The sequence below is a fragment of the Lentzea sp. NBRC 102530 genome (assembly GCF_030269365.1).
In the GTDB taxonomy this organism is placed as follows: domain Bacteria; phylum Actinomycetota; class Actinomycetes; order Mycobacteriales; family Pseudonocardiaceae; genus Lentzea.
Map to the genome: position 1 here is coordinate 346994 of NZ_BSTF01000001.1, position 23616 is coordinate 370609.

At 70.1% G+C, this 23616-nt stretch carries 22 protein-coding genes; 15 read left to right on the forward strand and 7 right to left on the reverse strand.

Annotation, left to right across the window (positions count from 1 at the left end):
• The first annotated feature begins 1 nt into the window (after nucleotide 1).
• The 3 genes from QSK25_RS01700 (at nucleotide 2) to QSK25_RS01710 (ending at nucleotide 4097) form a co-directional block, all read left to right on the forward strand.
• Nucleotides 2-790: an ABC transporter ATP-binding protein gene (locus tag QSK25_RS01700; protein WP_285631421.1), complete on the forward strand. Its 789-nt coding sequence runs from the start codon at nucleotides 2-4 to the stop codon at nucleotides 788-790.
• A 353-nt stretch (nucleotides 791-1143) separates the two neighbouring features.
• Nucleotides 1144-3177 carry a PQQ-dependent sugar dehydrogenase gene (locus tag QSK25_RS01705; RefSeq protein ID WP_285631424.1) on the forward strand — a complete coding sequence of 678 codons (2034 nt, stop codon included), beginning with the start codon at nucleotides 1144-1146 and terminating at the stop codon, nucleotides 3175-3177.
• A complete protein-coding gene (locus QSK25_RS01710) occupies nucleotides 3177-4097 on the forward strand; it encodes a hypothetical protein (RefSeq protein ID WP_285631428.1) in 921 nt (306 codons plus the stop codon). Before QSK25_RS01705 ends, QSK25_RS01710 begins: the two co-directional genes overlap by 1 nt.
• Nucleotides 4098-4113: 16 nt before the next feature.
• Here the strand turns inward: QSK25_RS01710 and QSK25_RS01715 are convergent, their stop codons facing one another.
• Both QSK25_RS01715 and QSK25_RS01720 read right to left on the reverse strand, forming a co-directional pair.
• Entirely contained in the window at nucleotides 4114-4674 is a 561-nt protein-coding gene (locus tag QSK25_RS01715) for a DUF4232 domain-containing protein (protein ID WP_285631431.1), read from the reverse strand.
• Between the two features lie 90 nt (nucleotides 4675-4764).
• On the reverse strand, nucleotides 4765-5940 hold the full coding sequence (locus QSK25_RS01720) for an SGNH/GDSL hydrolase family protein (protein ID WP_285631433.1): 1176 nt from the start codon (nucleotides 5938-5940) through the stop codon (nucleotides 4765-4767).
• Nucleotides 5941-6007: 67 nt separating this feature from the next.
• On the opposite strand from QSK25_RS01720, the gene QSK25_RS01725 reads away from it, so the two are divergent.
• Nucleotides 6008-6547: a class I SAM-dependent methyltransferase gene (locus tag QSK25_RS01725; RefSeq protein WP_285631436.1), complete on the forward strand. Its 540-nt coding sequence runs from the start codon at nucleotides 6008-6010 to the stop codon at nucleotides 6545-6547.
• Nucleotides 6548-6608: 61 nt separating this feature from the next.
• Nucleotides 6609-8312, forward strand: a complete 1704-nt coding sequence (locus QSK25_RS01730) for a hypothetical protein (protein WP_285631439.1) — start codon at nucleotides 6609-6611, stop codon at nucleotides 8310-8312.
• Nucleotides 8313-8330: 18 nt separating this feature from the next.
• Here the strand turns inward: QSK25_RS01730 and QSK25_RS01735 are convergent, their stop codons facing one another.
• Nucleotides 8331-9143, reverse strand: a complete 813-nt coding sequence (locus QSK25_RS01735) for a LysR family transcriptional regulator (protein ID WP_285631441.1) — start codon at nucleotides 9141-9143, stop codon at nucleotides 8331-8333.
• An 83-nt stretch (nucleotides 9144-9226) separates the two neighbouring features.
• Here QSK25_RS01735 and QSK25_RS01740 point away from each other — a divergent pair, with 83 nt between their 5' ends.
• Nucleotides 9227-10105: an MBL fold metallo-hydrolase gene (locus tag QSK25_RS01740; RefSeq protein ID WP_285631444.1), complete on the forward strand. Its 879-nt coding sequence runs from the start codon at nucleotides 9227-9229 to the stop codon at nucleotides 10103-10105.
• Here QSK25_RS01740 and QSK25_RS01745 read toward each other — a convergent pair.
• Nucleotides 10102-10452 (reverse strand): MmcQ/YjbR family DNA-binding protein, encoded by a 351-nt coding sequence (locus QSK25_RS01745; protein ID WP_285631447.1) that lies wholly within the window; start codon nucleotides 10450-10452, stop codon nucleotides 10102-10104. The two genes, QSK25_RS01740 and QSK25_RS01745, sit on opposite strands and share 4 nt — an antisense overlap.
• A 324-nt stretch (nucleotides 10453-10776) precedes the next feature.
• Between QSK25_RS01745 and QSK25_RS01750 the strand changes: the two genes are divergently transcribed.
• The 3 genes from QSK25_RS01750 (at nucleotide 10777) to QSK25_RS01760 (ending at nucleotide 14366) form a co-directional block, all read left to right on the forward strand.
• The gene (locus tag QSK25_RS01750) at nucleotides 10777-11511 is read left to right on the forward strand and encodes a carbonic anhydrase family protein (RefSeq protein ID WP_285631450.1); all 735 of its coding nucleotides are present in this window, start codon (nucleotides 10777-10779) and stop codon (nucleotides 11509-11511) included.
• Between the two features lie 395 nt (nucleotides 11512-11906).
• A complete protein-coding gene (locus tag QSK25_RS01755) occupies nucleotides 11907-13118 on the forward strand; it encodes an MFS transporter (protein ID WP_285631453.1) in 1212 nt (403 codons plus the stop codon).
• Between the two features lie 21 nt (nucleotides 13119-13139).
• A complete protein-coding gene (locus QSK25_RS01760; RefSeq protein ID WP_285631457.1) occupies nucleotides 13140-14366 on the forward strand; it encodes an MFS transporter in 1227 nt (408 codons plus the stop codon).
• On the opposite strand, the gene QSK25_RS01765 is transcribed toward QSK25_RS01760, so the two are convergent.
• Entirely contained in the window at nucleotides 14273-14866 is a 594-nt protein-coding gene (locus QSK25_RS01765) for a DedA family protein (protein ID WP_285631460.1), read from the reverse strand. The genes QSK25_RS01760 and QSK25_RS01765 overlap by 94 nt on opposite strands.
• Before the next feature lie 117 nt (nucleotides 14867-14983).
• Here QSK25_RS01765 and QSK25_RS01770 point away from each other — a divergent pair, with 117 nt between their 5' ends.
• The 5 genes from QSK25_RS01770 (at nucleotide 14984) to QSK25_RS01790 (ending at nucleotide 19884) form a co-directional block, all read left to right on the forward strand.
• Nucleotides 14984-15517, forward strand: a complete 534-nt coding sequence (locus QSK25_RS01770; protein WP_285631462.1) for a DUF1453 domain-containing protein — start codon at nucleotides 14984-14986, stop codon at nucleotides 15515-15517.
• Complete coding sequence (locus QSK25_RS01775; protein WP_285631465.1) at nucleotides 15514-16566, forward strand: sensor histidine kinase; 1053 nt, start codon at nucleotides 15514-15516, stop codon at nucleotides 16564-16566. The genes QSK25_RS01770 and QSK25_RS01775 overlap by 4 nt, the downstream gene beginning before the upstream one ends.
• The gene (locus tag QSK25_RS01780) at nucleotides 16563-17186 is read left to right on the forward strand and encodes a response regulator (RefSeq protein ID WP_285631468.1); all 624 of its coding nucleotides are present in this window, start codon (nucleotides 16563-16565) and stop codon (nucleotides 17184-17186) included. The genes QSK25_RS01775 and QSK25_RS01780 overlap by 4 nt, the downstream gene beginning before the upstream one ends.
• A 78-nt stretch (nucleotides 17187-17264) precedes the next feature.
• The gene (locus tag QSK25_RS01785; protein WP_285631472.1) at nucleotides 17265-18617 is read left to right on the forward strand and encodes a gamma-glutamyltransferase family protein; all 1353 of its coding nucleotides are present in this window, start codon (nucleotides 17265-17267) and stop codon (nucleotides 18615-18617) included.
• A gap of 64 nt (nucleotides 18618-18681) precedes the next feature.
• Nucleotides 18682-19884, forward strand: coding sequence for an MFS transporter (locus tag QSK25_RS01790; protein ID WP_285631475.1), 1203 nt, complete (start codon nucleotides 18682-18684; stop codon nucleotides 19882-19884).
• On the opposite strand, the gene QSK25_RS01795 is transcribed toward QSK25_RS01790, so the two are convergent.
• Entirely contained in the window at nucleotides 19837-20952 is a 1116-nt protein-coding gene (locus QSK25_RS01795) for a hypothetical protein (protein ID WP_285631478.1), read from the reverse strand. The two genes, QSK25_RS01790 and QSK25_RS01795, sit on opposite strands and share 48 nt — an antisense overlap.
• Before the next feature lie 10 nt (nucleotides 20953-20962).
• Nucleotides 20963-22651, reverse strand: coding sequence for a serine/threonine-protein kinase (locus QSK25_RS01800; protein ID WP_285631481.1), 1689 nt, complete (start codon nucleotides 22649-22651; stop codon nucleotides 20963-20965).
• A gap of 112 nt (nucleotides 22652-22763) precedes the next feature.
• Here QSK25_RS01800 and QSK25_RS01805 point away from each other — a divergent pair, with 112 nt between their 5' ends.
• Complete coding sequence (locus QSK25_RS01805) at nucleotides 22764-23516, forward strand: FHA domain-containing protein (protein WP_285631484.1); 753 nt, start codon at nucleotides 22764-22766, stop codon at nucleotides 23514-23516.
• The last annotated feature ends 100 nt before the right edge of the window (nucleotides 23517-23616 follow it).

The window sequence follows — 23616 nt, forward strand, 5'->3', positions numbered from 1 at the left end:
CGTGACTCTGGGAACAGCCACCTCCGCTGTCGAGATCAGCGACGTCTCCGTGCGCTTCCAGTCGAAGCGCGCGGAGGTGACCGCGGTCGAACGGGTCTCGCTCGACGTCGCGCCGGGCGAGTTCGTGTCCATCGTCGGGCCGTCCGGCTGCGGCAAGTCGACGTTGCTGAAGCTGGTGTCGGGGCTGCTGAAGCCCTCGTCCGGCTCGGTGACGCTGCTCGGCGAGCCGGTGCGCGGGCCGCGGCACGACATCGGGTTCGTGTTCCAGCGCGCCGCGTTGCTGGAATGGCGGTCCGCGCGCAGGAACATCCTGTTGCAGGCCGAGATGCGCGGGATGAACGCGGCCGAGGCGGGCAGGCGGGCCGACGAGCTCATCGAGATGACCGGGCTGTCCGGCTTCGAGAACGCCCTGCCGCACGAGTTGTCCGGTGGCATGCAGCAGCGCGTGGCGTTGTGCCGGGCGTTGCTGCACCAGCCGCGCGTGCTGCTGATGGACGAGCCGTTCGGCGCGCTGGACGCGTTGACCCGTGAGCAGATGAACGTCGAGCTGCACCGGGTGTGGCGGGAGACCGGCACGACCGTGCTGCTCGTGACGCACTCGATCGCGGAGTCGGTGTACCTGGCGAACCGGGTGATCGTGCTGACGCGCAGGCCGGCGGTGGTGCACGAGGTCATCGACGTGGACCTGCCGGCGGAACGCGACTACTCGGCGACGATGGCGCGTCCGGAGTTCGCGTCGGCCACGGCCCGCATCCGCGACCTGCTCGGAGCCGTGACAGGGCAGGACTGAGCGCGTGGGGATCTGGCTCGCCGCCCCGTGGTAAGCGCTTTCTCAGGCTGATCCACGAGGTGGTGCGCGATGACACGATCACTCTCGGTCCTGGCCGTGGCGGCGGCCACCCCGGTACCCGAGGCCGCCGCCCAGTCGCCGCGGTTGTCGGCCACGCCCGCCGCCGGCACCAGCAGGCTCCCACCGGACGGCGCAGCGCTGACCTGTGGATCAGCGCTGCGCCGCGGAGGGGTTGTAACCACCTTATTAGCTGGGTAGATTCCGGATGCCGCCGCGTTGGAAAGCGCTTTCCGCTGCCGTGCTGAACGGCCTGGCCCACAGGGTGGTGGGGAATGTACCGACGCTCATCTGCTTTGGCAGTCACAACATTCATGCTTTCGGCGTTGTTCGTGCCGATCGCCTCGGCGCAGTCCGACGTGCCGATCGCCGACCCGTTGCCGACACCGGGCGCCTCCGGGATCGGGCTGGAGCTGACCGAGGCGGCGCAGCTGCCGAAGTCGCAGCCCGTGCCGCCGCCGACCGACACCAGACTGGTGCGCTACAACAGGATCAACTACCTGGGTGAGGTGCCGGACCGTTCGGGACGGCTGTTCGTGCCCGACATGAACGGCAAGCTCTACCTGCTGGACGGGGAAGTCCAGCACGCGTACCTCGACCTGGGGGCCTTGGTCGGTCCCGACTTCCACACCCACCGCGGCCTGGGCAGCGGGTTCGGGTTCGCCGCGTTCCACCCGGACTTCCAGCGCAACGGCAAGTTCTACACCGTGCACACCGAAACCGGTTCCGCGCTGACGGACAAGAAGCCGGACCTGCCGTCACCGAACTCCGTGGTGCACGGTGTGGTCACCGAGTGGACCGCCGCCGACCCGCACGCGGACGTCTTCGCCGGCACCCGTCGTGAGCTGCTGCGGGTCGGGTTCGCCTCGTACATCCACGGGTTCCAGGAGATCGGCTTCAACCCGACCGCGCGGTGGTGGGACGAGGACCACCGGCTGCTGTACATCGCGTCCGGTGACGGCGGCATCGGCGTCTCGACCACGGTGCCGCAGGACCTTTCGGTGCCGCAGGGCAAGATCCTGCGCATCGATCCCTCTGGCCGTGACGGCGTGAACGGCCAGTACGGCGTGCCGCGCGCGAACCCGTTCGTGCGCACCTCGGGCGCGTTGGGCGAGATCTACGCGTACGGCATGCGCGACCCGTACCGCTTCAGCTGGGACGAGGTCACCGGCCGGATGTTCATGGGCCACATCGGCGAGAAGGCCGTCGACGCGGTCTACGAGGTCCGCAAGGGTGCCAACCTGGGCTGGAGCGAACGCGAGGGCATTTGGGAGTACCGGCGCGGCGACCCGTCGTGCGGGGTGTTCCCGCTGCCCGCCGACGACGCCCGCTTCGGCTTCACCTACCCGGTGACCGCGTTCGACCACAACCGCCTGTCCACGCAACGACCGTGCGCGGACAGCGGCAACGCCTTGATGGGCGGCTTCGTCTACCGCGGCTCGAAGATCCCTTCGTTGCGGGGCAAGTACATCTACGGCGAGGGCGTGAAGGGCCTGCTCTACTACGCAGACTCGGGCGAGATGCGCGCCGGTCGCCCGATGGCCGTGTCCCGCGAGCTGATGGTGTACTCCGGCGGCCGGTTGACCACGATGAAGGACCTGGTGGGCGATCCGGACCGGGTCGACCTGCGGTTCGGCACGGACGCCGCCGGCGAGCTCTACGTGCTGGCCAAGGCCAACGGCAAGATCTGGAAGGTGACGGGCGCCCGCACCTTCGCGTCCTGTCACTCCGGCCATGACCTCGTCGCTGGTGCCGTCGGTGCCCGCTCGTGGCAGCCGGTGACGCCGTCGTCGTGGCAGTTCCCCGGCCGCGAGGTCGTGCTGGCCGAGGCAGGGGTGGCCCGGCCCGGCCCGCGCCGCCCGTTCGAGTACGCGGTGCTGGCCAAGGGCCCGGAGTTCGGTTCCGTGCAGCTCGACGCCTCGGTGCGGCTCGACACCCCCGTGTCGGTGTCCAACCGGGACGTGATCATCGTGTTCGGCCACCGCTCCGACACCGAGTTCTACTACGCGCACCTCTCGCAGGACAACAAGATCTACCCGCACAACGGCATCTTCGTCGTGAACAACGCCGACCGGCTCCGTCTCGACCACCAGTGGGACGCGGTGCGTTCCGTCGGCGCCGCCCCGGCCGTGTCGGACGAGGCGTGGCATCGCGTGCGGGTCAAGCACTGCGCCGACTCGGGCGAGATCGCCGTGTACGTGGACGGGTCCCCGCACCCGTTGATGACGGCCGTGGACGGGACGTTCGCTTCCGGGCGCGTGGGCTTCGGCTCGTTCGACAACGTCGGCCGCCTGCGCGACCTGCGCGTGCGGGGCGAGGGGGTCCGCTGATGCGGGTGATCCTGCTCGTGGCGGCCTTCGTCGTGGGAACGGCCGTGCCTGCTCAGGCCACCTCCGGCCCGGTGCTCCCGACTCTGTCCCGCAACCTGGTGTCGTACTACGACTTCGAACACCCGGTGCGCGGCGACTCGGCGCTGGAACGCGACCGGGGCCGTTCCGGCACGGCGTTGCAGCTGATCAACGGCGGTGCGGACATGCGCGTGCGGGACGGCGCGTTCCGCTCGAGCAGTCACTCCCTGCAGCTCAAGCAGATCAACCCGGCCATCGCCGGCAACGACGACTGGAAGGCCGGCCTCTACAGCGAGACCGGCGTGCCGACCTTGAAGGCGTTCAACGGCGCCCGGGAAGCGTCGATCCTGGGCTGGGTGAAGATGACGGGCCAGAACCCGGCCCCGAACTCCACCTCCGCCGACCCTTCCGACCTGTACGGTGCCATCGGCCTGGCCGGAGTGCTGACCGGCGACTCCAACGGCCACGCCGTACGTGCACTGCTGGAGCTGATCCAGGTGGACGGCGAGCTGAAACTCGTCGCCCTGGCACGGCGGATCGACGGCGGCGACTCCCAGACGTTCGCGGCCGCCGAGGACTGGCAGAAGCTGTTGCCGCGCAACGAATGGGTGTTCCTCGCCGCGACGTTCGACTTCGACACCGGCAAGATGGCTCTGTACCGCAACGGAAAGCCGCTCTCCGGTGCCTACGTCGCTGCGGGTGATCCGTGGCAGCTGGAGGGTGAGCCGGAACCCGACCTGGCCTCGGCCACGAACCCGCGCGGCCTCAAGATCGGCGGCAGCTACCCGCAGAACACCCGCGAGGGCAACGCCTGCAACTGCCGCATGGACAGCCTGATGTTCCTCGACCGCGCGGTGCGGCCGTGGGAGGTGGCGCTGCAACACCGCCTGATGAGGGGTTAGGGCGTGTTCTCCGGATCTAGTCGAACACCGTGACGCCCTGGGCGGCCGGCTGCATCGTCCCGACCTTGGCCTCGCTCACCTTGAGCTTGGACATGTCGGCGATCGGCTGGCCGTCCGTCCCGATGAACGTCACCTTCGCCGGCACCATCCCGGGCAGCTCGGCCGTCATCTCGTTGATGGCGAACGAGTTCGCGTCGTCCACGTCGAACAACACGCCCGCGAACGCCGTCTGCCCGGGCTGCAACGTGATCGACGGCCCCTCGCCCGGCACCAGCTTCTGCTCGACCGGAACGGCGGCGGGCTCGTTGGCGGCGTTGGTGAACGACAGCTTCGGCCAGCCCTGGAACGTGATCGGCGCGCTGCCCTGGTTGGTGGCCGTGAGCAGCCCGAGCCCCGGCTTGCCCTGCATCGTCAACTCGGCCTTCACCGCGGGCTTCTGCTTTTCACCGACCCCGCTCGCTGGCGTGCTCGCCGAGGTGGGCGTGTCCGTCGCCGGGCTCGGCTGGGCCGCCGGGGACGACCCGCAGGCCGTGGTGGCGGCGGCCGTGAGGACGGCGGCGACGATCGTGAGACGCATGCGTGGACCCCTAATCGGTGGTGCGTGTTGATCTCCGTCGAATAGCCCGGGTGGAGTGTCCCGCAAACCTCGGTCGCCCGTTCGAGTGCCTTACAACGTGGCGAGCCGCACCGCCTTCGCCATCGCCTCGAACCCCTTGTCCCCGGGGTGCAGGTGGTCCCCCTGGTCGTAGTCGGGCCGGATCCGCTGCGGATCGGCGGGATCCCGGATCACCGCGTCGAAATCCACCACCGCGTCGAAGTCCGGGCTGCTGCGGATGAACGAGTTCACGGCCTGCCGCACGCCCTCCAGCTGTTCGGTGTAGCTGTTCCACCCCTTGAACGGCGTGATCGTCGCCCCCACCACCCGCAGCCCGCGGTCGTGTGCCCGCGCGGCGATCTGCTTCAGCGCCGCGATGATCGGGGCCGGGTCGGTCTGGTGCGGGGTCTGCTGGATGTCGTTGATGCCCTCGAACACGATCACCGTGCGCACGCCGGTCTGGGTGAGGACGTCGCGGTTCAGCCGGGCCAGCGCGTTCGGGCCCGCCCAGTCGCCGTCGAGCAGGAGGCGGTTGCCGCTGATGCCCGCGTTCAGGACCCCCAGGCGTTTGTTGACGCGGTCGGCGAGTTGGTCGGGCCAGCGGAGGTTGGCGCCCCAGGTGGAGTTCGCGCCGTCGGTGATCGAGTCACCCAACGCCACGACGCTGCCTTGCAAGGTCGAAGAACGCACGTCGACGCCGGAGACGTAGTGCCAGGCCGTGGTGCGTTCCGGGTAGAAGGCGGCCGACTCCTGGGCGGTGACGTTGCCGGTGCGGTTGAAGTACGAGTTCTGCATCGTGAGGCTGTGGTGGGTGACCGGGCCGCCCGGCGACGGCGTGAAGGTGCTCACGAGCAGGTCGGAGTCGGCCGGGACGGTCAGGGCCACGCCGTCGCTCACCACGTCGGCACCGGGCGGGGCGGTGACGGAGGAAGCGCCGCCGAACGTCAGGGTGCGCATCGTGCCGGGCAGGGCGAGCGGGGTGTCGGGGCCTGCCGCTCGGGCCACGGTGACCTGGCCGAACGTGATCGGGGTGCGGCCGTAGGCGTTGGAGAGGCGGACGCGGATCTCCTTGCCGCCCGCGCTGACGTGCACGATGTTGCGGATCGAGAAGTTCGGGTAGCCGTTCTCGGTGCCGGGGACCGCGGACGACGGCGCGGTGGCCCAGGTGCCGACCCACCTCGGGGGTGCGGCCTGCGCGGGGGAGGCCGCCGCCACGAGCAACGCCACTGCCAGCAGAAAGCGCGTCATGCCCTCGACCTTGGCAGCGCTCCCACACGGGCGGTATCCGCCGATCTTCGGTTCTATGCTGGCGGACGTGTGGAACGGGGCGGAGTACCAGCGCAGATTCGACGCACTCGCCGAGTCCGGGATGGACGTGCACGGCGAGGCGACGTTCGTGCGCGCGTTCGGGCCGGGTTCGGTGCTCGACGCCGGGTGCGGGACGGGGCGCGTCGCGATCGAGCTCGCGCGGCACGGCATCGAGGTGGTCGGGGCGGACCTCGACGAGTCCATGCTGGCCCACGCGCGCGAGCAGGCGCCGCAGCTCACGTGGGTGCGGTCCGACCTGGCCGAACTCGATCTGGGACGCACCTTCGACGTCGTCGTCATGGCGGGCAACGTGCCTCTGTTCACCCCGCCCGGAACGCAGGGCGCGCTCGTCGCGGGGGTCGCCAGACATGTCGGGAACGTGTTGGTCGCCGGGTTCGGACTGGGACGTGGTTACAGCGTCGAGGAGTACGACGAGCACTGCGCCCAAGCCGGGCTCACGCTGGTCGAACGCTTCGCGACGTGGGACCGCGAACCCTTCGAGGGCGGCGACTACGCGGTGACGGTGAGCCGTCTCAACAGGAGCTGAGGCCTGGTCCTCGCGGCGCTCCTCGCGGTAGATCTGGAGGATCTACCGGCAGGGGGAGCACATGCGTTTCGTAGCAGCGATCGCCGTCACCGCACTGGTGATGAGCGGTCAGGGGGTGGTGGCGTCGGCGGCTTCGGCACCGGTCCAGCCGGACCCGTTGCTCTCGTGGTCGGAGCACCCCGGGCAGGTCGACGCGGGCACGCTGGCGCGGACTCGGGCGGCCAAGTCCCGCGCGCGGATCCTCGCCACGGCCAAGCCCGGCAGGACCTACGCGGAACGGGAGCCGGCGTGGGCGCGCGGACGCAACGACGTGCCGGCGTCCGCCGAGGTCACGGGGTTCCGCAGCAACCCCAACGCGTCGATCACCGGCTCGCTGCTGGCGGACCCGACGCTCGCGGTCCTGCCCGAGTTCGCCGAGCCCAACGACTCGGCGGCGACCGCGAGCGACACCGGCGTCGGCGCGCCCGCTCGCCGCGCGATGCGCACCACGGGCCGCATCACCGGTGCTGACCAGGACTTCTACCGCCTGCACGGCCGGGGGCACACCCGGATCGCCACGCTCACGCCCGGCAGCGACCTCGACACCGTGCTGACCGTGTTCGACGCGGCCGGCCGGGAGGTCGCGTCCGCCGACAACGTCGGCGCCACCTTCGACGCGAGCCTGGAGCTCGACCTCACCTCGGGGGCCGAGTACTTCGTGCGCGTCACGGGCGGGCCCGGCGGCGCGTCCGGCACCTACGAGCTGACCATCGCTGCCGGGGAAGGATCGGGGGACAGGGACTTCTACTCGGTCCAGCTCAGGGCGGGCGACGTGCTCGGCGCGTCCGTCACGGGCTCGGCGCGCAAGCTCGTCGTGCACGACACCGCGGGCCGTGAGGTGCAGGGCTCGCGGCAGGACTTCTCGGTCGTGTACCCGCCGAACAGCCCGCTGCCCGGCGGTGGCAACGCCGCCGTCGACTTCGTCGCGCCGTCGTCCGGGCGCTACCACCTCGGCGTCGAGGACGGCGAGGGCCGCTACGACCTGACCGTGAAGGCGTTGCGGCCCGGCGTCGAAGCGGCCGGTCTCCAGACGGTGTTCGTCGACTTCGACGGCGCGCTCGTCGACACCGTCCCGTACGGCGGCGAGGGCGTGAAGTCGTTGTCCGGCATGAAGAACTTCCTCGCGGCGTGGGGGCTCGGCCCGTCCGACGAGGACGCGGTGATCACGGCGGCGGTCGACGCGCTGCGCGAGAACCTGGCTCTGGGTGGGAAGGTGCGGATCCTCAACAGCCGCGACCACGCCGACCCCTGGGGTCAGCGGAACGTCAGCCGCCTGGTGATCGGCGGCACGATCGCCGAGTCCGGTGTGGCGACCGTGGCCATCGCGCAGAGCATCGACCCGGGCAACTTCGCGCACGAGGAGACCGCACTGGTGCAGCTCGACCTGCTGAGCGCGCCGGCGGGCCAGCCCGTCTCGCTCAACACGTACATCACGCCCGCCAGCGACAAGACGCGCTTCATCGGCCGGGCGCTCGGCAACATCGCGGCGCACGAACTCGGCCACATGTCCGGTTCGTGGCACCAGCACCAGTTCAACGAGCACGACACGCTGATGGACCAGGGTGGCAACCCGCAGGCCATGTTCGCGATCGGCGCCGACGGCGTCGGTGGCAACGCCGACGACATCGACATGGACTTCGGCGAGGACGTCTTCGTGCCGAACGAGGGCTTCACCGGTGTCGAGGACGCGGCGAACCGCACCAAGTGGGGTTACAGCCGGGGTTAGCACGGGGTTGTCGCGGAGCTAGTAGGTGCGGCTCGCTGACTCGACGAACGCCAGGGTCAGCGGGTCGTCCTTGATCCACGCGATCACGACGGGGCTGGGCGCCATGTCGGCGAGCGGCACCGTGACGAGTTCGCCGAGATCGTGCCCGAGCGGGGCCAGGCCGACGGAACCGTTCCACAGCACGGACTGCACGCACTCCTGGACGGCCCTGACCGTGGGGCCGGTGCGTGCCTTCCCGCCGTTCCAGTAGTTCTGCCAGATCTCGTCGGTGCCCGCGGGGAACTGGAACCAGTCGCGGCCGTCGAGGTCGGCGGTGGTGATCTCGGCGCGGGTGGCGAGCGGGTCGTCCGCCCGGAGCACCGCTCCCACCGGATCCTCGTCGAGCACAAGGGTTTTCAGGCCGGCCTCGTCGAACGGGCCGCGCGTCAGGGCGACGTCGACGTGGCCGGAGCGCAGGCCGCAGGTCGGATCGGTCAGGTCCGTCTCACGGACGCGGATCTCGACGTCCGGGTGGGTTCGCCGGAACGCCTCCGCCAGGTGCGGGCCGTGGTCGCCCAGCATGCCGACGGTGATCGTGCGCCTCGTGAGCTTGGCGCGGATGCGGTCGGCGTGCTCCAGCAGCGCCCTGGCCTCCTCGAGCAGCGTCTGGCCCGCGTCGGTCAGCGCGACCCCGGCGGGGGAGCGGACCAGCAGCGTCGTGCCGAGGTCGTGTTCCAGTTGCTTGATCGCGCGGCTCAGCGGCGGCTGGCTCAGGTGGAGTCGTCGCGCGGCCCGGCCGAAGTGGCGTTCCTCGGCGACCGCGACGAAGTAGCGCAGCGTCCGCAGCTCCATGACCAGGCACGATACTCGCCCGGTATCGGGAGTGCGGGATCGGTCTTGGACGTGGGGTGCGTGGTGGGGGTTCGGTTGGGGTCATGAACCTTCCAGATCCAGTCGTCCAGGTCTCCGGTGCCGTCGAGGTGGCGTCCGAGGTGCTGGTGGTCCCCAACTCCGGCGTGGGCCTGGTGCCCAACATCGGGATCATCGGCGGCCGTGAGGCGGTGCTCGTGGTGGACACGGGGCTCGGCCTCGTCAACGCCACCGCCGTGCGCGAGTTCGCCGAGGAGTTCGCCCGCGGGCGGCGCGTGTACCTGACCACGACGCACTTCCACCCGGAGCACGCGTTCGGCGCGTCCGCGTTCAGCGAGTACCTGGTGAACGCCGCGCAGGCGGATGACCTGCGCCGCAAGGGTTCCGGCTACCTGGAGACGTTCCGCGGCTTCGGCGGGCACGTGGCGTCGCGGCTGGCCGGCGTGGCGTTGCCGGTGCCGGACGAGGTGTACGACGGGGTGCGCGCCCTCGATCTCGGCGGGCGGACGGTCCTGCTGCGGCCGACAGGACGCGGGCACACGCTGGGGGACCAGGTGGTCGAGGTGCCCGACGCCGGCGTGCTGTTCACCGGCGACCTGGCCGAGACGGGACAGTTCGCGATCTTCCCGTGGTTCCCGCCGCACGACACCGACGTCTCCGGGGTGGCGTGGATCGGCGTGCTGGACGCGTTGATCGCCGGCGCGCCCCAGATCGTCGTCCCAGGTCACGGCACGGTGGGAGACGTGGGGGTGCTGCAGGGGGTACAGGCCTACCTGCACGAACTCCGCGACGAGACGTGGCGGCGGCGGGACTCCGCGATGGCCGTGGACGAGATCGAGGCCGAGGTGCGGTCGGTGCTGCTCGCGCGGCATCCGGAGTGGACGGGACAGGAGTGGATCTCGCCGGGCGTGCGTTGTCTGTGCAGTGACTTCAGTGTGGACTAAAGATAGGCCTCGCCGAGGCGCTCGCGGATGAGCTTCTTGGGCACGCACAAGGCCCAGGCGCCCTGGACGAGCTCGGTCATCTCCTCGACGTCCAGCTCGGCCATCGAGGCGTGCACCCACTGGAAGCGCATGTCGGACTCGCTGGGGAAGGCGAACTTGACAGGGTCGCTCGCGACGAGTGCCTCCCGTTCCTCGCGGGGGTGGCCGAAGCCGAGCACGGTCTCGTCGCGGGACAGGGCCGCGTAGACGATCTGGCCGACGCGGAACTTCACGCGGTCGCGCACGAGGTGCTCGGTCGTGCGAGGCAGCGTCTTCGCCACGGCGCGAATGTTGTCGACGGTGACCATCCGCTCATCGTGCCCTATCCGTCGTGTTCGCGGAGTTACTTCAGGCAAATTCGGCAAACCATCCTGAATCGGACAATGGTGATCGAGAACGGCGTCGTTCATCAATTGTCCGGTTGTCTCAATTCGAATTTGCGCACACAACGAACTTGCCTGAATTCGCGCTCACCTGTACCTGTTTCAGTGCCTGTGACCTGCGAAGACGCACGTCCCGACGCTGAATCAGTTCAGTCCCGGCCGGAATGGAACGCCGGGAATAATTCAGGTGGATGAGAGCGCGACCACACTCCACTCCCCATTTCACCCGATCGGGTGAAAAGTGATCACATGAACCTTAAGCGGTCCCTCCCGGCGCTTCTTCCGCTCGTGCTCACCGCGACGTTCTTCGCGTCCGGCGCGGCCGAGTCGGCGACGCCGAAGCAGAGTCCCGTCAACGTCACGCCGAACGCGATCCGGTTCGATCCGCACGCGGCGAAGCTCGACGTCTCGTACGGCGAGTCCGCGCTGGAGCTGAAGTACGTCCGCAAGGACGCGGACAAGCCGAACGGCTGCACCACCCGCGACCACGAGGAAACCGAAGAGGCCGAGGTAGAACCCGGTGCCGGCCACGTGACCGTGGCCGGCACCAGATACGACCTCGTCCAGTTCCACTTCCACACGCCGTCCGAGCACCAGTTCGGCGGTCGCAACACCCCGCTCGAAATGCACCTCGTCCACCGCAGCGCCGACGGCAAGCTCCTCGTCGTCGGCGTCCCGCTCGTCGTCGGCTCCCACTCGGTCGTCGACGACGTGCTCGCCGAACTCTCCCCGGAGTGCGGCGCGCCGGTGGACATCGAGTCGATCAACCTCAACCGCCTGCTGCCCGCGGGCCACCACACGCTGCACTACACGGGCTCGCTGACCACGGCCCCGTTCACCGAGGGCGTCGAGTGGTACCTCACCGGCGAGCAGCACGTGACGGCGGCGACCATCGCCCGCTTCAAGGGCCTGTTCACCGCCGGTAACGCACGTGCGACGCAGCCGCTCAACGGCCGCACGTTCGTGGACGTGCCGCGCATCTGAGTTCGGGTTGGCGGAAGGCCGGTCCCCGTGGGGGCCGGCCTTCCGTCGTGTTCGGGGGCTGGGTCGGGGCCGGGTGTGGTCGACCGGCTGGGTGGAAGGCGAGGCGGTCGGGGGTGAGGCGGCTGTAGGTGGGGCGGTCGGAGTTGGGGCGGCCGGAGGCGGGGCGGCCGGAGGTGGGGTGACCGGAGGTGGGGTGACCGGAGGTGGGGTGACCGGAGGTGAGGCGTGATGGGAGTCGGAGCGTGAGGCCTCGCTCTCCGCCGACGCGTCGTTGTCCCGTCGCCGCCCCACCCTCGGACGTGACGGGCTTCACCGATTCAGGAGTCGCCTGCAATTGCCCGCGTGTGCAACTATTGCTGACGCGGACAACCTACGACTTCAAGGAACGTGTGATCATGCCTGTCGCTCTGCTCGCCCTCGCGATCAGCGCCTTCGCCATCGGCACGACCGAGTTCGTGATCATGGGCCTGCTGCCGGAGGTGGCGGCCGACCTCGGCGTGACCATCCCCGGCGCGGGACTGCTGATCTCCGGCTACGCCCTGGGCGTGGTGGTCGGTGCGCCGCTGCTGACCGTTCTCGGAGGGCGGTTGCCGCGGAAGAAGATGCTGGCCGGGTTGATGGTGCTGTTCATCGCGGGGAACCTGGTGTCGGCGCTCGCGGACACGTACGGCGTGCTGATGAGCGGGCGGGTCGTCGCGGCGCTGGCGCACGGGGCGTTCTTCGGCGTCGGGTCGGTGGTGGCGGCTGATCTCGTTGCGCCGCACCGGAGGGCTAGTGCCATCGCGTTGATGTTCACCGGGCTGACGGTGGCGAACGTGCTGGGTGTGCCGATGGGGACGGCGCTCGGGCAGGCGTTGGGGTGGCGGTCGACGTTCTGGGCCGTGACGGCGCTGGGCGTCGTCGGGTTGCTGGGGATCCTGTTCCTGGTGCCGCAGCAGCAGGCGAACGAGAGCAGCCTGCGCAGCGAGCTCACGGTGTTCCGGAACCCGCAGGTGTGGCTGGCGCTGCTGATGACGGCCTTCGGGTTCGCCGGCGTGTTCGCGTCGTTCACCTACATCGCGCCGATGATGACCGAGGTGGCGGGGTTCTCGTCAGGGGCGGTCACGTGGTTGCTGGTGTTGTTCGGGGTGGGGTTGTTCGCGGGCAACCTGCTCGGCGGCAAGGCCGCAGACCGCAGCGTCATGAAGAGCGTGATCGTGATCCTGACGGCGCTGGCCGCGATTCTGACGGCGTTCGTGTTCACGGCGCACTCGCCGGTGCTGGCGGCGGTGACGATCGTGTTGTTCGGCGCTGCCGGGTTCGCGACGGTGCCGCCGTTGCAGATGCGGGTCATGCAGACGGCCGCGGGTGCGCCGGCGCTGGCCAGCGCGGCGAACATCGCGGCGTTCAACCTCGGCAACGCCGGTGGGGCCTGGCTGGGTGGGCTCGCCATCGAGCGGGGGCTCGGGTACACGGCGCCGAACTGGATCGGGGCGTTGCTCGCGGTGGGTGGTCTGGTCATCGCGCTCGGGTCGGTATTCCTGGAGCGGCGTGTGAGCATCGGCACCAGGTCAGGGGCTTCTGAAGCGCGTCAGAACGCCCGTAAAATCGATGCAGTAGCTAACTAGCTGACTAGCCATGGGGAAGCCTTGAACACCACGCGCGCCATGACCGCGCTCGCCCTCGGCGGGTTCGGCATCGGGACGACCGAGTTCGCGACGATGGGGTTGCTGCCGCAGATCGCGGAGACGTTCGGCATTCCCGACTACGAGGCCGGGCACGCGATCAGCCTGTACGCGGCCGGTGTGGTCGTCGGGGCACCGCTGATCGCGGTGCTCGGGGCCAAGTTGCCGCGCAAGGGCATGCTGATCGGGCTCATGCTGGCCGTCGCGCTCGGCAACGGGCTGTCGGCGATCGCGCAGGACAAGACGCTTCTCCTCATCGCCCGCTTCGTCGCTGGGCTGCCGCACGGTGCGTTCTTCGGCATTGCGGCGGTTGTCGCCGCCACGCTCGTTGCTCCCGAACGGCGAGGAACGGCCGTGGCGCGCGTGATGGTCGGTCTGACCGTGGCGAACCTTGTGGGCGTGCCGTTGGCAACGGCGGCGGGGCAGCAGATCGGGTGGCGCACGGCGTACCTGGCGGTCGCGGTGATCGCGGTCATCACGGCGTTGGCCATCTCGGCCTGGGTGCCGCGGGTGCCCAAGGTCGAGGGTGCGTCGATGAAGGGCGAGGTCCGCGCGTTCGGACGCCCCACGGTGTGGTTCGCGATCTTCACCGGCATGATCGGCTTCGGCGGCATGTTCGCCGTCTACTCCTACGTCGCGCCGCTGACGACCGAGGTCGCCGGGCTGTCGTCGAGCGCGGTGCCGTGGATCCTCGCGGTGTTCGGGCTCGGCATGACGCTCGGCGCGGCCTTCGGCGGACGGTTCGTGGACCGGTCGGTGACGGGCTCGGTGTTCGGCGGGCTGATCGCGGTCACGGCGATCCTCGTGCTGTTCGGGTTGCTCGCGGCGATCCCGGTGTTCCTGTTCGTCTTCCTGTTCCTGCTGGGCTTCACCGTGCAGATCCTCGCCGCGGCCCTGCAGATCAAGCTGATGGACGCCTCGCCGGACGCGCCGTCGCTCGCCGCCTCGTCCAACCACTCCTCGCTCAACGTCGCGAACGGCGCGGGCGCGTGGCTCGGCGGGCTCGCCATCGCGGCGGGCTGGGGTTACACCTCCACCGCCTGGGTGGGGGTCGGCCTGTCGCTCGCGGGTCTCGCGATCGCGAGCGCGGCGCTGGTCTACGAGCGTCGCGCCTTCACCCGCGCCACCACGAACCAGGCCACGCTGATGGCCAGCACCGCGAGCACGCCGGTCGAGACCCAGCCCAGGTAGCGGTCGACGAGCTCGTAGTTGTCGCCGAGCGCGTACCCGGCGAGGATCAGGGCGGTGTTCCAGACGAGGCTGCCCGCCGCGGTGTAGAGCGTGAACTTCACGATCGGCATCCCGGACACCCCGGCGGGGATGGAGATCAGGCTCCGCACCACCGGCACCATCCGGCCGATGAACACGGCCTTGTTGCCGTGCTCGTCGAACCACGCGTCGGCCTTGTCCACATCGGACGCCGAGGTGAACGGGATCTTGTCCGCGACCTTGCGCAGCCTCTCCAGCCCGAGCCACGCGCCCAGCCCGTAGAGCAGCAGGGCGCCCACGACCGAGCCCGCCGTCGTCCACAGGATCGCGGCGACCAGCGAGATCTTGCCCTGGCCCGCGGTGAACCCGGCCAGCGGCAGGATCACCTCGCTCGGCACGGGTGGGAACACGTTCTCCAGCGCGACCGCGAGGCCCGCGCCGGGCGAGCCCAGCGCCTCCATCAGACGAGTGATCCACTCCATACCTGTCGAATTACCCGTTTTGCCCCGGCTCTCAACCTGGGGGTGGAGACGGATCTCCACCCTGGCTACGCTCCTGGGTCCACGCGTTGACCTGCGGGAATTCCTAACGTTGCCGGCATGAACGCAACCGCAGAGATCGTCCTCATCGCCGCCGCGATCGTCTACGTGCTGGCCCGCAGGCTGAGGGGAGAACCCGCCGTCGGCAAACGCCTGCTGCTGCTCCCGGCGGTCCTCGGCCTCATCGGCCTGACCCAGACGACGCCGAACGGCCTGGGGTTCCTGCTGGTCAGCGTCGTGCTGAGCGTCGCGTTCGGCGTGCTGCGCGGACTGACGATCCGCACCTACGAGCAGCACGGCATCGTGATGCTCCGCTACACCGCGACGACCGTCGTGCTGTGGGTGGCGAGCATCGCCGCGCGGTTCGCCGTCGGGTTCCTGCTAGCTCCCGGCGGCGCGCAGAGCAACGGCCTGATGCTCGTCGTCGGCGCCGGACTGCTGGCCGAAGGCCTGGTCGTGATGTCGAGGGCCGTGCGGGTGGGCGGCCAGGTCGTGTGGGCGAAGGGACGCAACGGTGCCCCGCACCGCACTTCGGCGGTGCTCGACTCCTGGCAGGAGAAGGTCCGCGAGACCCGGCATGATTCGACCCGATGAAGCTCGCCGACGAGATGTTCCGGCCGCTGGCCACGCTGGTGCTCGCCGCGGTCACCGTGTTCCAGCTGGTGACCCGCCCACCGTCGCTGCTCGCGCTGACCTGGTCCGTGACCGCCGTGGTGATCGCCGCGGCGGTCACGGCCGTGTTCGCGCTCGACCGGCTCTCCGACCGCGGCCAGATCGTGGTCGTCGGCGTGTTCGTGCTGGCCGGTGCGCCGTTGTTCGCGCTGGCGCCGTCCACGGCCGGGGTCGCGTTCGTCTTCCTCGCCACCGGCACGGCCGGGCGTCAGCTCCGGTCGCGGCACGTGTCGGTCGCGCTGGCCGTCTCCGGTGCGGTGCTCGCGATGGTCTCGACGTGGGTCGCGGAGGCGCTCGGGGCCGCTGAGGTCCCGCCGTGGTGGCTCGGCCTCACCGCCGGGCTGCCCGTGTACTTCGGCCTGGTCCGCCGCGACCGCGTCGCCGCCCAGGCCGCCGCCGAGTACACGGCGGTGCTCGAGGAACGCGGCCGCATCGCGCGCGAGATCCACGACGTCGTCGGGCACTCGCTGTCGGGCATCGCCGTGCAGCTCGACATGGCCGACGCACTGCACGGCGCGGGCAAGTCCGCGGAGGCCAACGAAGCCGTGCTGCGGGCACGGGCGTTGGCGGTGTCGGGCCTGAAGGAGACACGACGGGCCGTGCACGCGTTACGAGAGAGCACGTTGCCGTTGACGGAGTCGGTCGCACGGCTCGCGGAGACGCACGGCGCCACGTTCCGCAGCACGGGGGAGGGGCCGGTGAGCGTGGAGATCGCGCAGACCGTGATCCGGGCGGCGCAGGAGGCGTTGACGAACGCCCACAAGCACGCACCAGAAGCAACGGTGGTGGTGGACTTGGAGTACGCGCCGACGGTGGTGAGGCTGACGGTGACCGACAACGGAACGAACGACGCACAAGGCAGCGGCATGGGACTGAACGGAATGCGGGAACGAGCGGAGCTGCTGGGCGGCGAGCTCTTCGCGGGCCCGGGAGGTCCGGGGTGGACGGTCAGGCTGGAGCTGCCCCGATGATCAGGCTGTTGATCGTGGACGACCAGGCCGCCGTGCGCGACGGTCTCGCCGTCATGCTCGACCTCGACCCGGACATCACCGTCGTCGGCACCGCGCCCAACGGCCAGGACGCCCTCGCGAAGGTCGGGGAACTGACCCCCGAGGTCGTGCTGATGGACCTGAACATGCCGGTCATGGGCGGCGCCGAGGCCACCCGGCAGCTGAGGCGGTCACACCCGGAACTACCGGTCGTCGTGCTGACCACGTTCGACGACGACGAGTCGATCCTGGAGGCGCTCCAGGCCGGGGCACGCGGGTACCTGACCAAGGACGCCGACCGCGCGACGATCGTCCAGGCCGTCCGGAGCGCCCACGCCGGCAACGCGATCCTCGACCCTGCCGTCCAGCTGCGGCTGCTCGACCTCGCGAGCCGCCGCCCCGCGCAGGACCCCGGCTTCGACCTCACCGCCCGCGAACGCGAGGTGCTCGACCTGATCGGCCAGGGCCTGCGCAACGGCGAGATCGCCAAGAAGCTCTTCATCAGCGAGGCGACGGTCAAGACGCACATCAACAACCTGTTCGCCAAGGCCGGTCTGCACTCGCGGGCGGACGCGGTCAGGCTCGCCCTCGAACTGCGCTGACCGGGCGGACGCGGTCCGGGTGGCCCGCCGATCTGGACCAGGTCTACCGTGGAACGCCTTCACTTCTGGAGGTCGACGGTGCGAGGCGCGATCGCGGCGGGCCACCCGCTCACCGCACAGGCGGGCGCGGCGATGCTGCGCGCCGGGGGCAACGCCGTGGACGCGGCCGTGGCGGCGATGCTCACGTCCTGCGTCACCGAACCCCTGCTCACCGGTCTGGGCTCGGCCGGGTACATGATGATCGCCCCAGCCGGGGAAACCCCTGTGCTGCTGGACTTCTCGGCCGTCGCGCCGGGCAGCGGCAAGCAGGGACCCAGGGCGCCGCTCGACCCGATCACCGTCCACTTCGGTGACGCCGAGCAGGAGTTCCACGTGGGACCGTCCTCGGTCGCCGCCTACGGAATGCCCGCCGGCGCGGCGAAAGCCGCCACCTACGGCCGTGCGCCGTTGGACGAACTCGTGGCCACAGCGGCGATGCATGCCCGCAAAGGCCATCGGGTCAACCGGTACCAGGCGTACGTCACGACGTTGCTGCTGCCGCTCGCCCGAAGCGCCGGCCTCACCGCGCTGGAGGAGGGCGAACTCCTCGTCCAGCCCGAACTCGCCGAAGCCCTCGACCGGCTCGGCCGCGACGGCGCCACCCCGTTCTACGACGGCGACATCGCGACCGCGATCACCGACTGGATCCAGAGCCACGGCGGCGACCTCACGCGCGCGGACCTCAGGGCGTACGAGGCCGTCGAACGCGAACCGCTGCACGTACGGCATCGCGGCCGTGACATCCACACGAACCCACCACCCGCGGCGGGCGGTGCGTTGCTCACGCAGATGCTCGAGGCGTTGCCGGACAACCCGTCGCAGCAGGACCTGGTCCGCGCCCTCGCCACGCCGAAGACGCACCTGAACCGCCTCGGTTCCACCACGCACATCTCCGTGCTCGACGCGGACGGCACGGCGTGCAGCGTCACCACCACGAACGGCGCGGGCTCCGGCATCTCGATCGCGGGCGTGCACCTCAACAACATGATGGGCGAGGAGGACCTGTCGCCGGACGGGTTCTTCAGCCACGCGCCGGGCGACCGGCTGCCGTCGATGATGGCGCCGACCGTCGTGACGCGCGACGGCGCACCGGAACTCGTGCTCGGCAGCGCCGGGTCGAGCCGGATCACCGGCGCGATCCTGCAGGTCCTCGTGAACGTCCTCGACCGCGGCATGCCCGCCCAGGACGCCGTCGACGCACCCCGCATGCACCTGTCGGGAGACCACCTCCACGTCGAACCGGGAATTCGACCGGAAAGCGAATTGCCGGTCACCCGGTTCCGCGCGCCGAACATGTTCTTCGGCGGTTGCCAGGTGGTCGAAATGACCGGATCAGGCCTGCTCAGAGGTGGTGCAGATCACCGCAGGGACGGCGCGATCGTCGTCGTGTGAGATTTTGCCCGCATCAAGGGATATCTGGTTTCCTGATTGACCGCTCAACGAGCACGATGACGGGGTGACAACACTCAGCGAGAGAAGATCCTCGCCGTTCTTGTCCCGCACGTTCCTCCAACTCTCCGGCATCAGCGTCGTGTCGGGCGTCTCGATGGCGTTCGCGTTGCCGTTCGGCTCGCTGTTCCTGACCAGCGAGATCAAGGTCTCGCCGTTCCAGCTCGGGTTCTTCCTGATCGTCAGCCCGATCGCGCAGGTCGTCGCGAGCACGATCATGGGCAGGCTGTCGGACGGCCGGGTGCAGCGGCGGTACATGCTCGCGGCGGGCGGTGTCGCGGGCGCGATCGGCTACGGCCTGTTCGCCGTGCTGCGCGACTACTGGTACCTGCTCGGCACGTCCGTGGTGTTCATCGCGATCACGGGCTCGTTGCTGCCGCAGCTCTTCGCGTACGGCCGGCAGGTCTCCCAGGGACCGTCGATGGTCGTCAGCGTGCTGCGGACGCTGCTGTCGGTCGCCTGGGTCGCCGGACCGCCGGTGGCCGCGTTGCTCGTCGCGCAGACCGGCTGGGTCGGGCTCTTCGGCGCCACCGCGGTCCTCCAGCTCGGCGTCGCCGTCCTCGCGCTCACCCTCCCGGTCCCGCCCGCACAGGCCGAGGAGCCTGCCGCGGAAGAGGAATCGGCCGGTCCGGCGCGCGGCAACATGATGGTCGTGTCCGCCGCGTTCCTGTTCCTGCAGGGAGCCGTGGCGCTCGCGGTGAGCGGCCTGCCGTTGTTCATCACGACCGAACTGCAGGGCACCGCGGGCGATGCCGGGCTCGCGATGGGCCTGTGCGCGGCGCTGGAGATCCCGATGATGCTGTGGTTCGGCTCGCTCGCGAACCGCATGTCGCAGCACAAGCTCGTGCTCATCGGCGCCGTGATCGCGTTGGGCTACCACGGGGTGATGGTGTTCACCGACTCCGTCTGGCAGGTGATGGCCGCGCAGCTGCTGCACGCCACGGTCATCTCGTTGATCATGGGCGTCGGCATCACGTACTTCCAGAGCCTCGACCCGTTGCGGCCCGGCCACGCCACGACGATGTTCAGCAACACCCAGATCGTCGGCGGCATGGTCGCGGGCGCGTTGCTCGGCGTCTCCCAGCAGCTGGGGTTCCGCTGGGTCTACGGGTTCAGCCTCGCGATGTCCGTGTGCGGTCTCGCGCTGCTGCTGGTCGCGGGCTCACTGAATCGTCGAGCCGCTGACCTTCGGCTTCTCGGCCGCGCCTAGGTAGAAGATCCCCTTGATCGTCTCGAAGCCGAGGCTCGGGTTGCGGCGCAGCGTGGACCCCTCGACCGACATCGAGCCGGACTTGTCGTTGCTGACGAAGAAGACCGCGCCACCGCCCTCGTTGGCGGTGTTGTCCTCGATCAACGAACCGGCGACGCGCAGCGTGAACGTGTTGCCGTCGTTGTAGATCGCGCCACCGCTGCCGCCGCCCGGCGTGCCCCCGCGCGCCGGGTTGGCGCCGCGGCCGATGGCCTTGTTGCCGCGCATCAGGCTGTTGAGCACCACGAAGGACGCGCCGATGCTGCTCAGCGCACCACCGTTGGAGCACACGCCACCCTCGAACGTGCTGCTGGTGACGTAGATCGGCGTCTTCTGCGCCCAGTCGGTCACCCGGATCGCGGCACCGCCGAGGTCGGGTCCGTTGGTGTCGCACCTGTTGTTCGCGAATCGCGAGTTCACGACCTTGAGCTGGCCGCCGAGCACGAAGATCGCGCCGCCGCCCCCGCCCTCGGTCTGGTCGCCGGTCGAGTTGCCGTCGGCGAGGGTGATGTTCTGCACGACGAGCCGGGGCCCGTTCTGCTCGATGATCCGGCGCTGGCCCTGGCCGCTCAACGTGACGCGGCCGCCGCCGTCGAGCACGGTCCGCTGCCGCACCTTCGCGGTCGCGGCCATCGGGATGGTGTGCGGCTGCGCGCCGCAGTCGAAGGTGACGACACCACCGGCGCCGAGCGCGTCGGTCACGGCCTGCGAGGTGCAACTGGCCGGTGTGCCGGTGCCGATCACGCGGGTGGGCTTGGAGGTGTCCTCGGCGGCGGCTTCCGCGGGTACGGCGACGGTGCCGTTCGGGTTGCCGAACTTCGCGACGGGCGGAGGCGGGGGAGGCGGCTGCGGTGCGGAGGGAGCAGCGGCGCTGCTGCTCGCCGGCGGAGTCGTCGTCACGACGGTGACGGTCTGCGACGCCGAGGTGGAAGGTAACTGCGGTCCTGCGACGGGGGAACCGGGGATCGCCGTGCCGCAACCCGCCACGAGGGCGGCAAGCAGCACGACGGCCTGTCTACCTGAGGGCATGGCGGGCACCCTAGGCGGCTCCGGGGAGCTTGGCTACCACCGTCTTGGCCAGCAAGATCGCTCCGGGGCACAGGGTCGAAGAGTCCTTCACGTCCTTGTCCGCCAGCACGACGACGACCACCTCGAACCTGTCCTCGCGCACCTCCTTGTGCTGCAACGAGACCTCGCAGGCGCCGTCCTCGGGTTCGGCGCGGGCGGGCCTGCCGACGTCCGCCGGGTCGCCGTCGTCGGGTTCGAACGGGCCCTGGCGGCTGAACTCGATGGTGATCTGGCGCTGCCGGTAGTCCCAGCCGCAGCCCCAACTGCCGAGCTCGTTCCACGGGTACGGGGTCGCCTCGGACTCCAACTGGGCGCGGATGTCGCCCTTCTCCAACACCGCGCAGGCGTCGGCGGAGGCGAGGGAGTCCTTCGGCCAGGCGTGCTCGCGGCGCGGGATCTGGTCGCGGGCGAGGACCTCGAGCGCGTGCCCGCCCGCCACGTCGGCGATCTCGCACAACGGCCGTTGCGCCGTGCCACCGGTCTTCACGTCGATCTGCAGCACGTTGCCGTCCACGAGTTCGGCGGTCTTCGTGCAGATGCCGGGCGTGTCGGCCTGCTGCTCGAGCGGGCCCAGCACGCCGTCGGGTTCCTTGGCGCCGTACTGCACGAACTGCTTGACGGAGTACTCCACCACCAGGCGGTCCTCACCCTTGTCGTCGAACGACAACCAGGTCGCGCAGCCGTTGAACCAGTACGACTTCTCATCGGCCGTGTCGGCCTTGCGCGCGCCGAACCGCTCGTAGGCGGTTGGCGTGGCGGCGAGCGCACAGACGTCCATCGTGGCCGGGTCGCCGACCGTGCCCGCGGTCGGGCGTTGCCAGAGGTAGAGGCCGCCCGCCGCGACGACGAGGGCGAGCGCGGCCGCGCCGAGGACCAGGGGCCTGCGACTGCGACGAGGTGTCACGCCTTCCAGCAACGCGCGGACGTTCTCGGCGGCGGGACGGTCCTCGGGGTCGCGCCGCAGCAGCTGGGCGAGCAGGTCGCCGAACGGTCCGGGGCGGCGTGCGGGCGTGATGTCGTAGGCCTTGGCTCGCCGGAGCTGCTCCGCGGACCCGGCGTCCGGGGAGCCCCACGGCGAGGTGCCCTCGACGGCGGCGAAGAGCGTCGCGCCCAGGGCGAAGACGTCGGCCGCGGGCCGTGCCTCGTGGCCGTCCGCGACCTCCGGGGCGAGGTAGGCGGGCGTGCCCGCGACGTCACCGCCGCCGACCAGGGTCGCCTCGGCCCACCGGGAGATGCCGAAGTCGCTGAGCTTCGCGACGTCGTGCTCGGCCACCAGGACGTTGCCGGGCTTGACGTCGCGGTGGACCATTCCCTTGGCGTGCATGGCCGTCAGCGCGTCCGCGAGCTGTGCGCCGATCCGCGCGGCCCGGTCGGGGGCGATCGGTCCGTCCGTCTCGATGATCTCCGCGAGGGTGCGGGACGGCAGGTACTCCATCACCAGCCACTGCCCGTCGCCGTCGGTCGCGGTGCCGAGGGTCGCGATCACGTTCGGGTGGCTCAGCTCGGCCCCGATGCGTGCCTCCCGGGCGGCGTCGCCGGTGCGTTTCAGCGCGACGGTCTCCTGGAGTTCCAGATCGGTCGCCCGCCAGACCTCACCCATGCCTCCCGTGCCGAGGTGCTGCTCCAGCCGGTACCGGTCCGCGATCGTCCGCCCAACCACGAACCCGGATCTTAGGCCGCCTCCGGGTCTCTCGACCGCGACTCTCATCGAACGCACTGGCCGGACACGGCCTGGGGACGGGTCCCCGTTCGGTGGGAGGAGACTGCTCGGAATGTACGAAAGCCTCGCCCGGCAAGTGCCGCAGACCGTGCCCGGAGGGATCGTCGCGCTCGCTCTCGCGGGCCGCGTGAACAGCGCTCCGGTGGACGGCCACGCCGTCGTGTTCGGCCGCAACCGGCCCGACGTCGACATCTGCGTGGGCGAGAGCGACCTGCGGGTGTCCCGCCGGCACGGCGTGCTGACCTGCCGCGACGGCGGGTGGTGGGTGAGCAACCTCGGGCGGCTGCCGATCCGGCTGCCCAGATCGCGGTGGCTCTTCCCCGACGAGGACCCGGTGCCGCTCGTGCACGGCTACACGCCGTTGTTCATCCGCGGCACCCGCGACCGCGAGCACCTGCTGGAGCTGTACGTGGCGGGACCCGACGGCGGCCAGCCGTCAGTGCCGCACGGCGCGGTGACCGAGCCTCCACGCCGATGGCGGCTCACCGACGACGAACGACTGCTTCTGGTCGTGCTCGGCCAGCGCTACCTCATGCACGAGGCGAACCCACAGCCGTTGGCCCGCCAGCACGTCGCCACCGTCCTGTCTGATTTGCGGCCGGACGAGCAGTGGAGCCTCAAGAAGGTCGAACACATGGTGGCCGCGGTGCGGGTCCGGCTGTCCCGCGAGGGAGTGCCCGGCCTGGTTCGCGAGGAGGTCGGCGAGCCGGTCGGGAACGCGTTGAACGACAACCTGATGCGGGAACTCGTCCTGTCGACGACCCTGGTGCCGCCAGATCTTGCGTTGATCGACGCCCTGTCCTGAACATGGCGGCGCTGAACCGGTTCCGTTGCCTCGCAACGCACCGAGATCAAGGCGTTCTGCAGGTGTTTCCCTTCCGTGACACGGAAACCGGGACAAGATC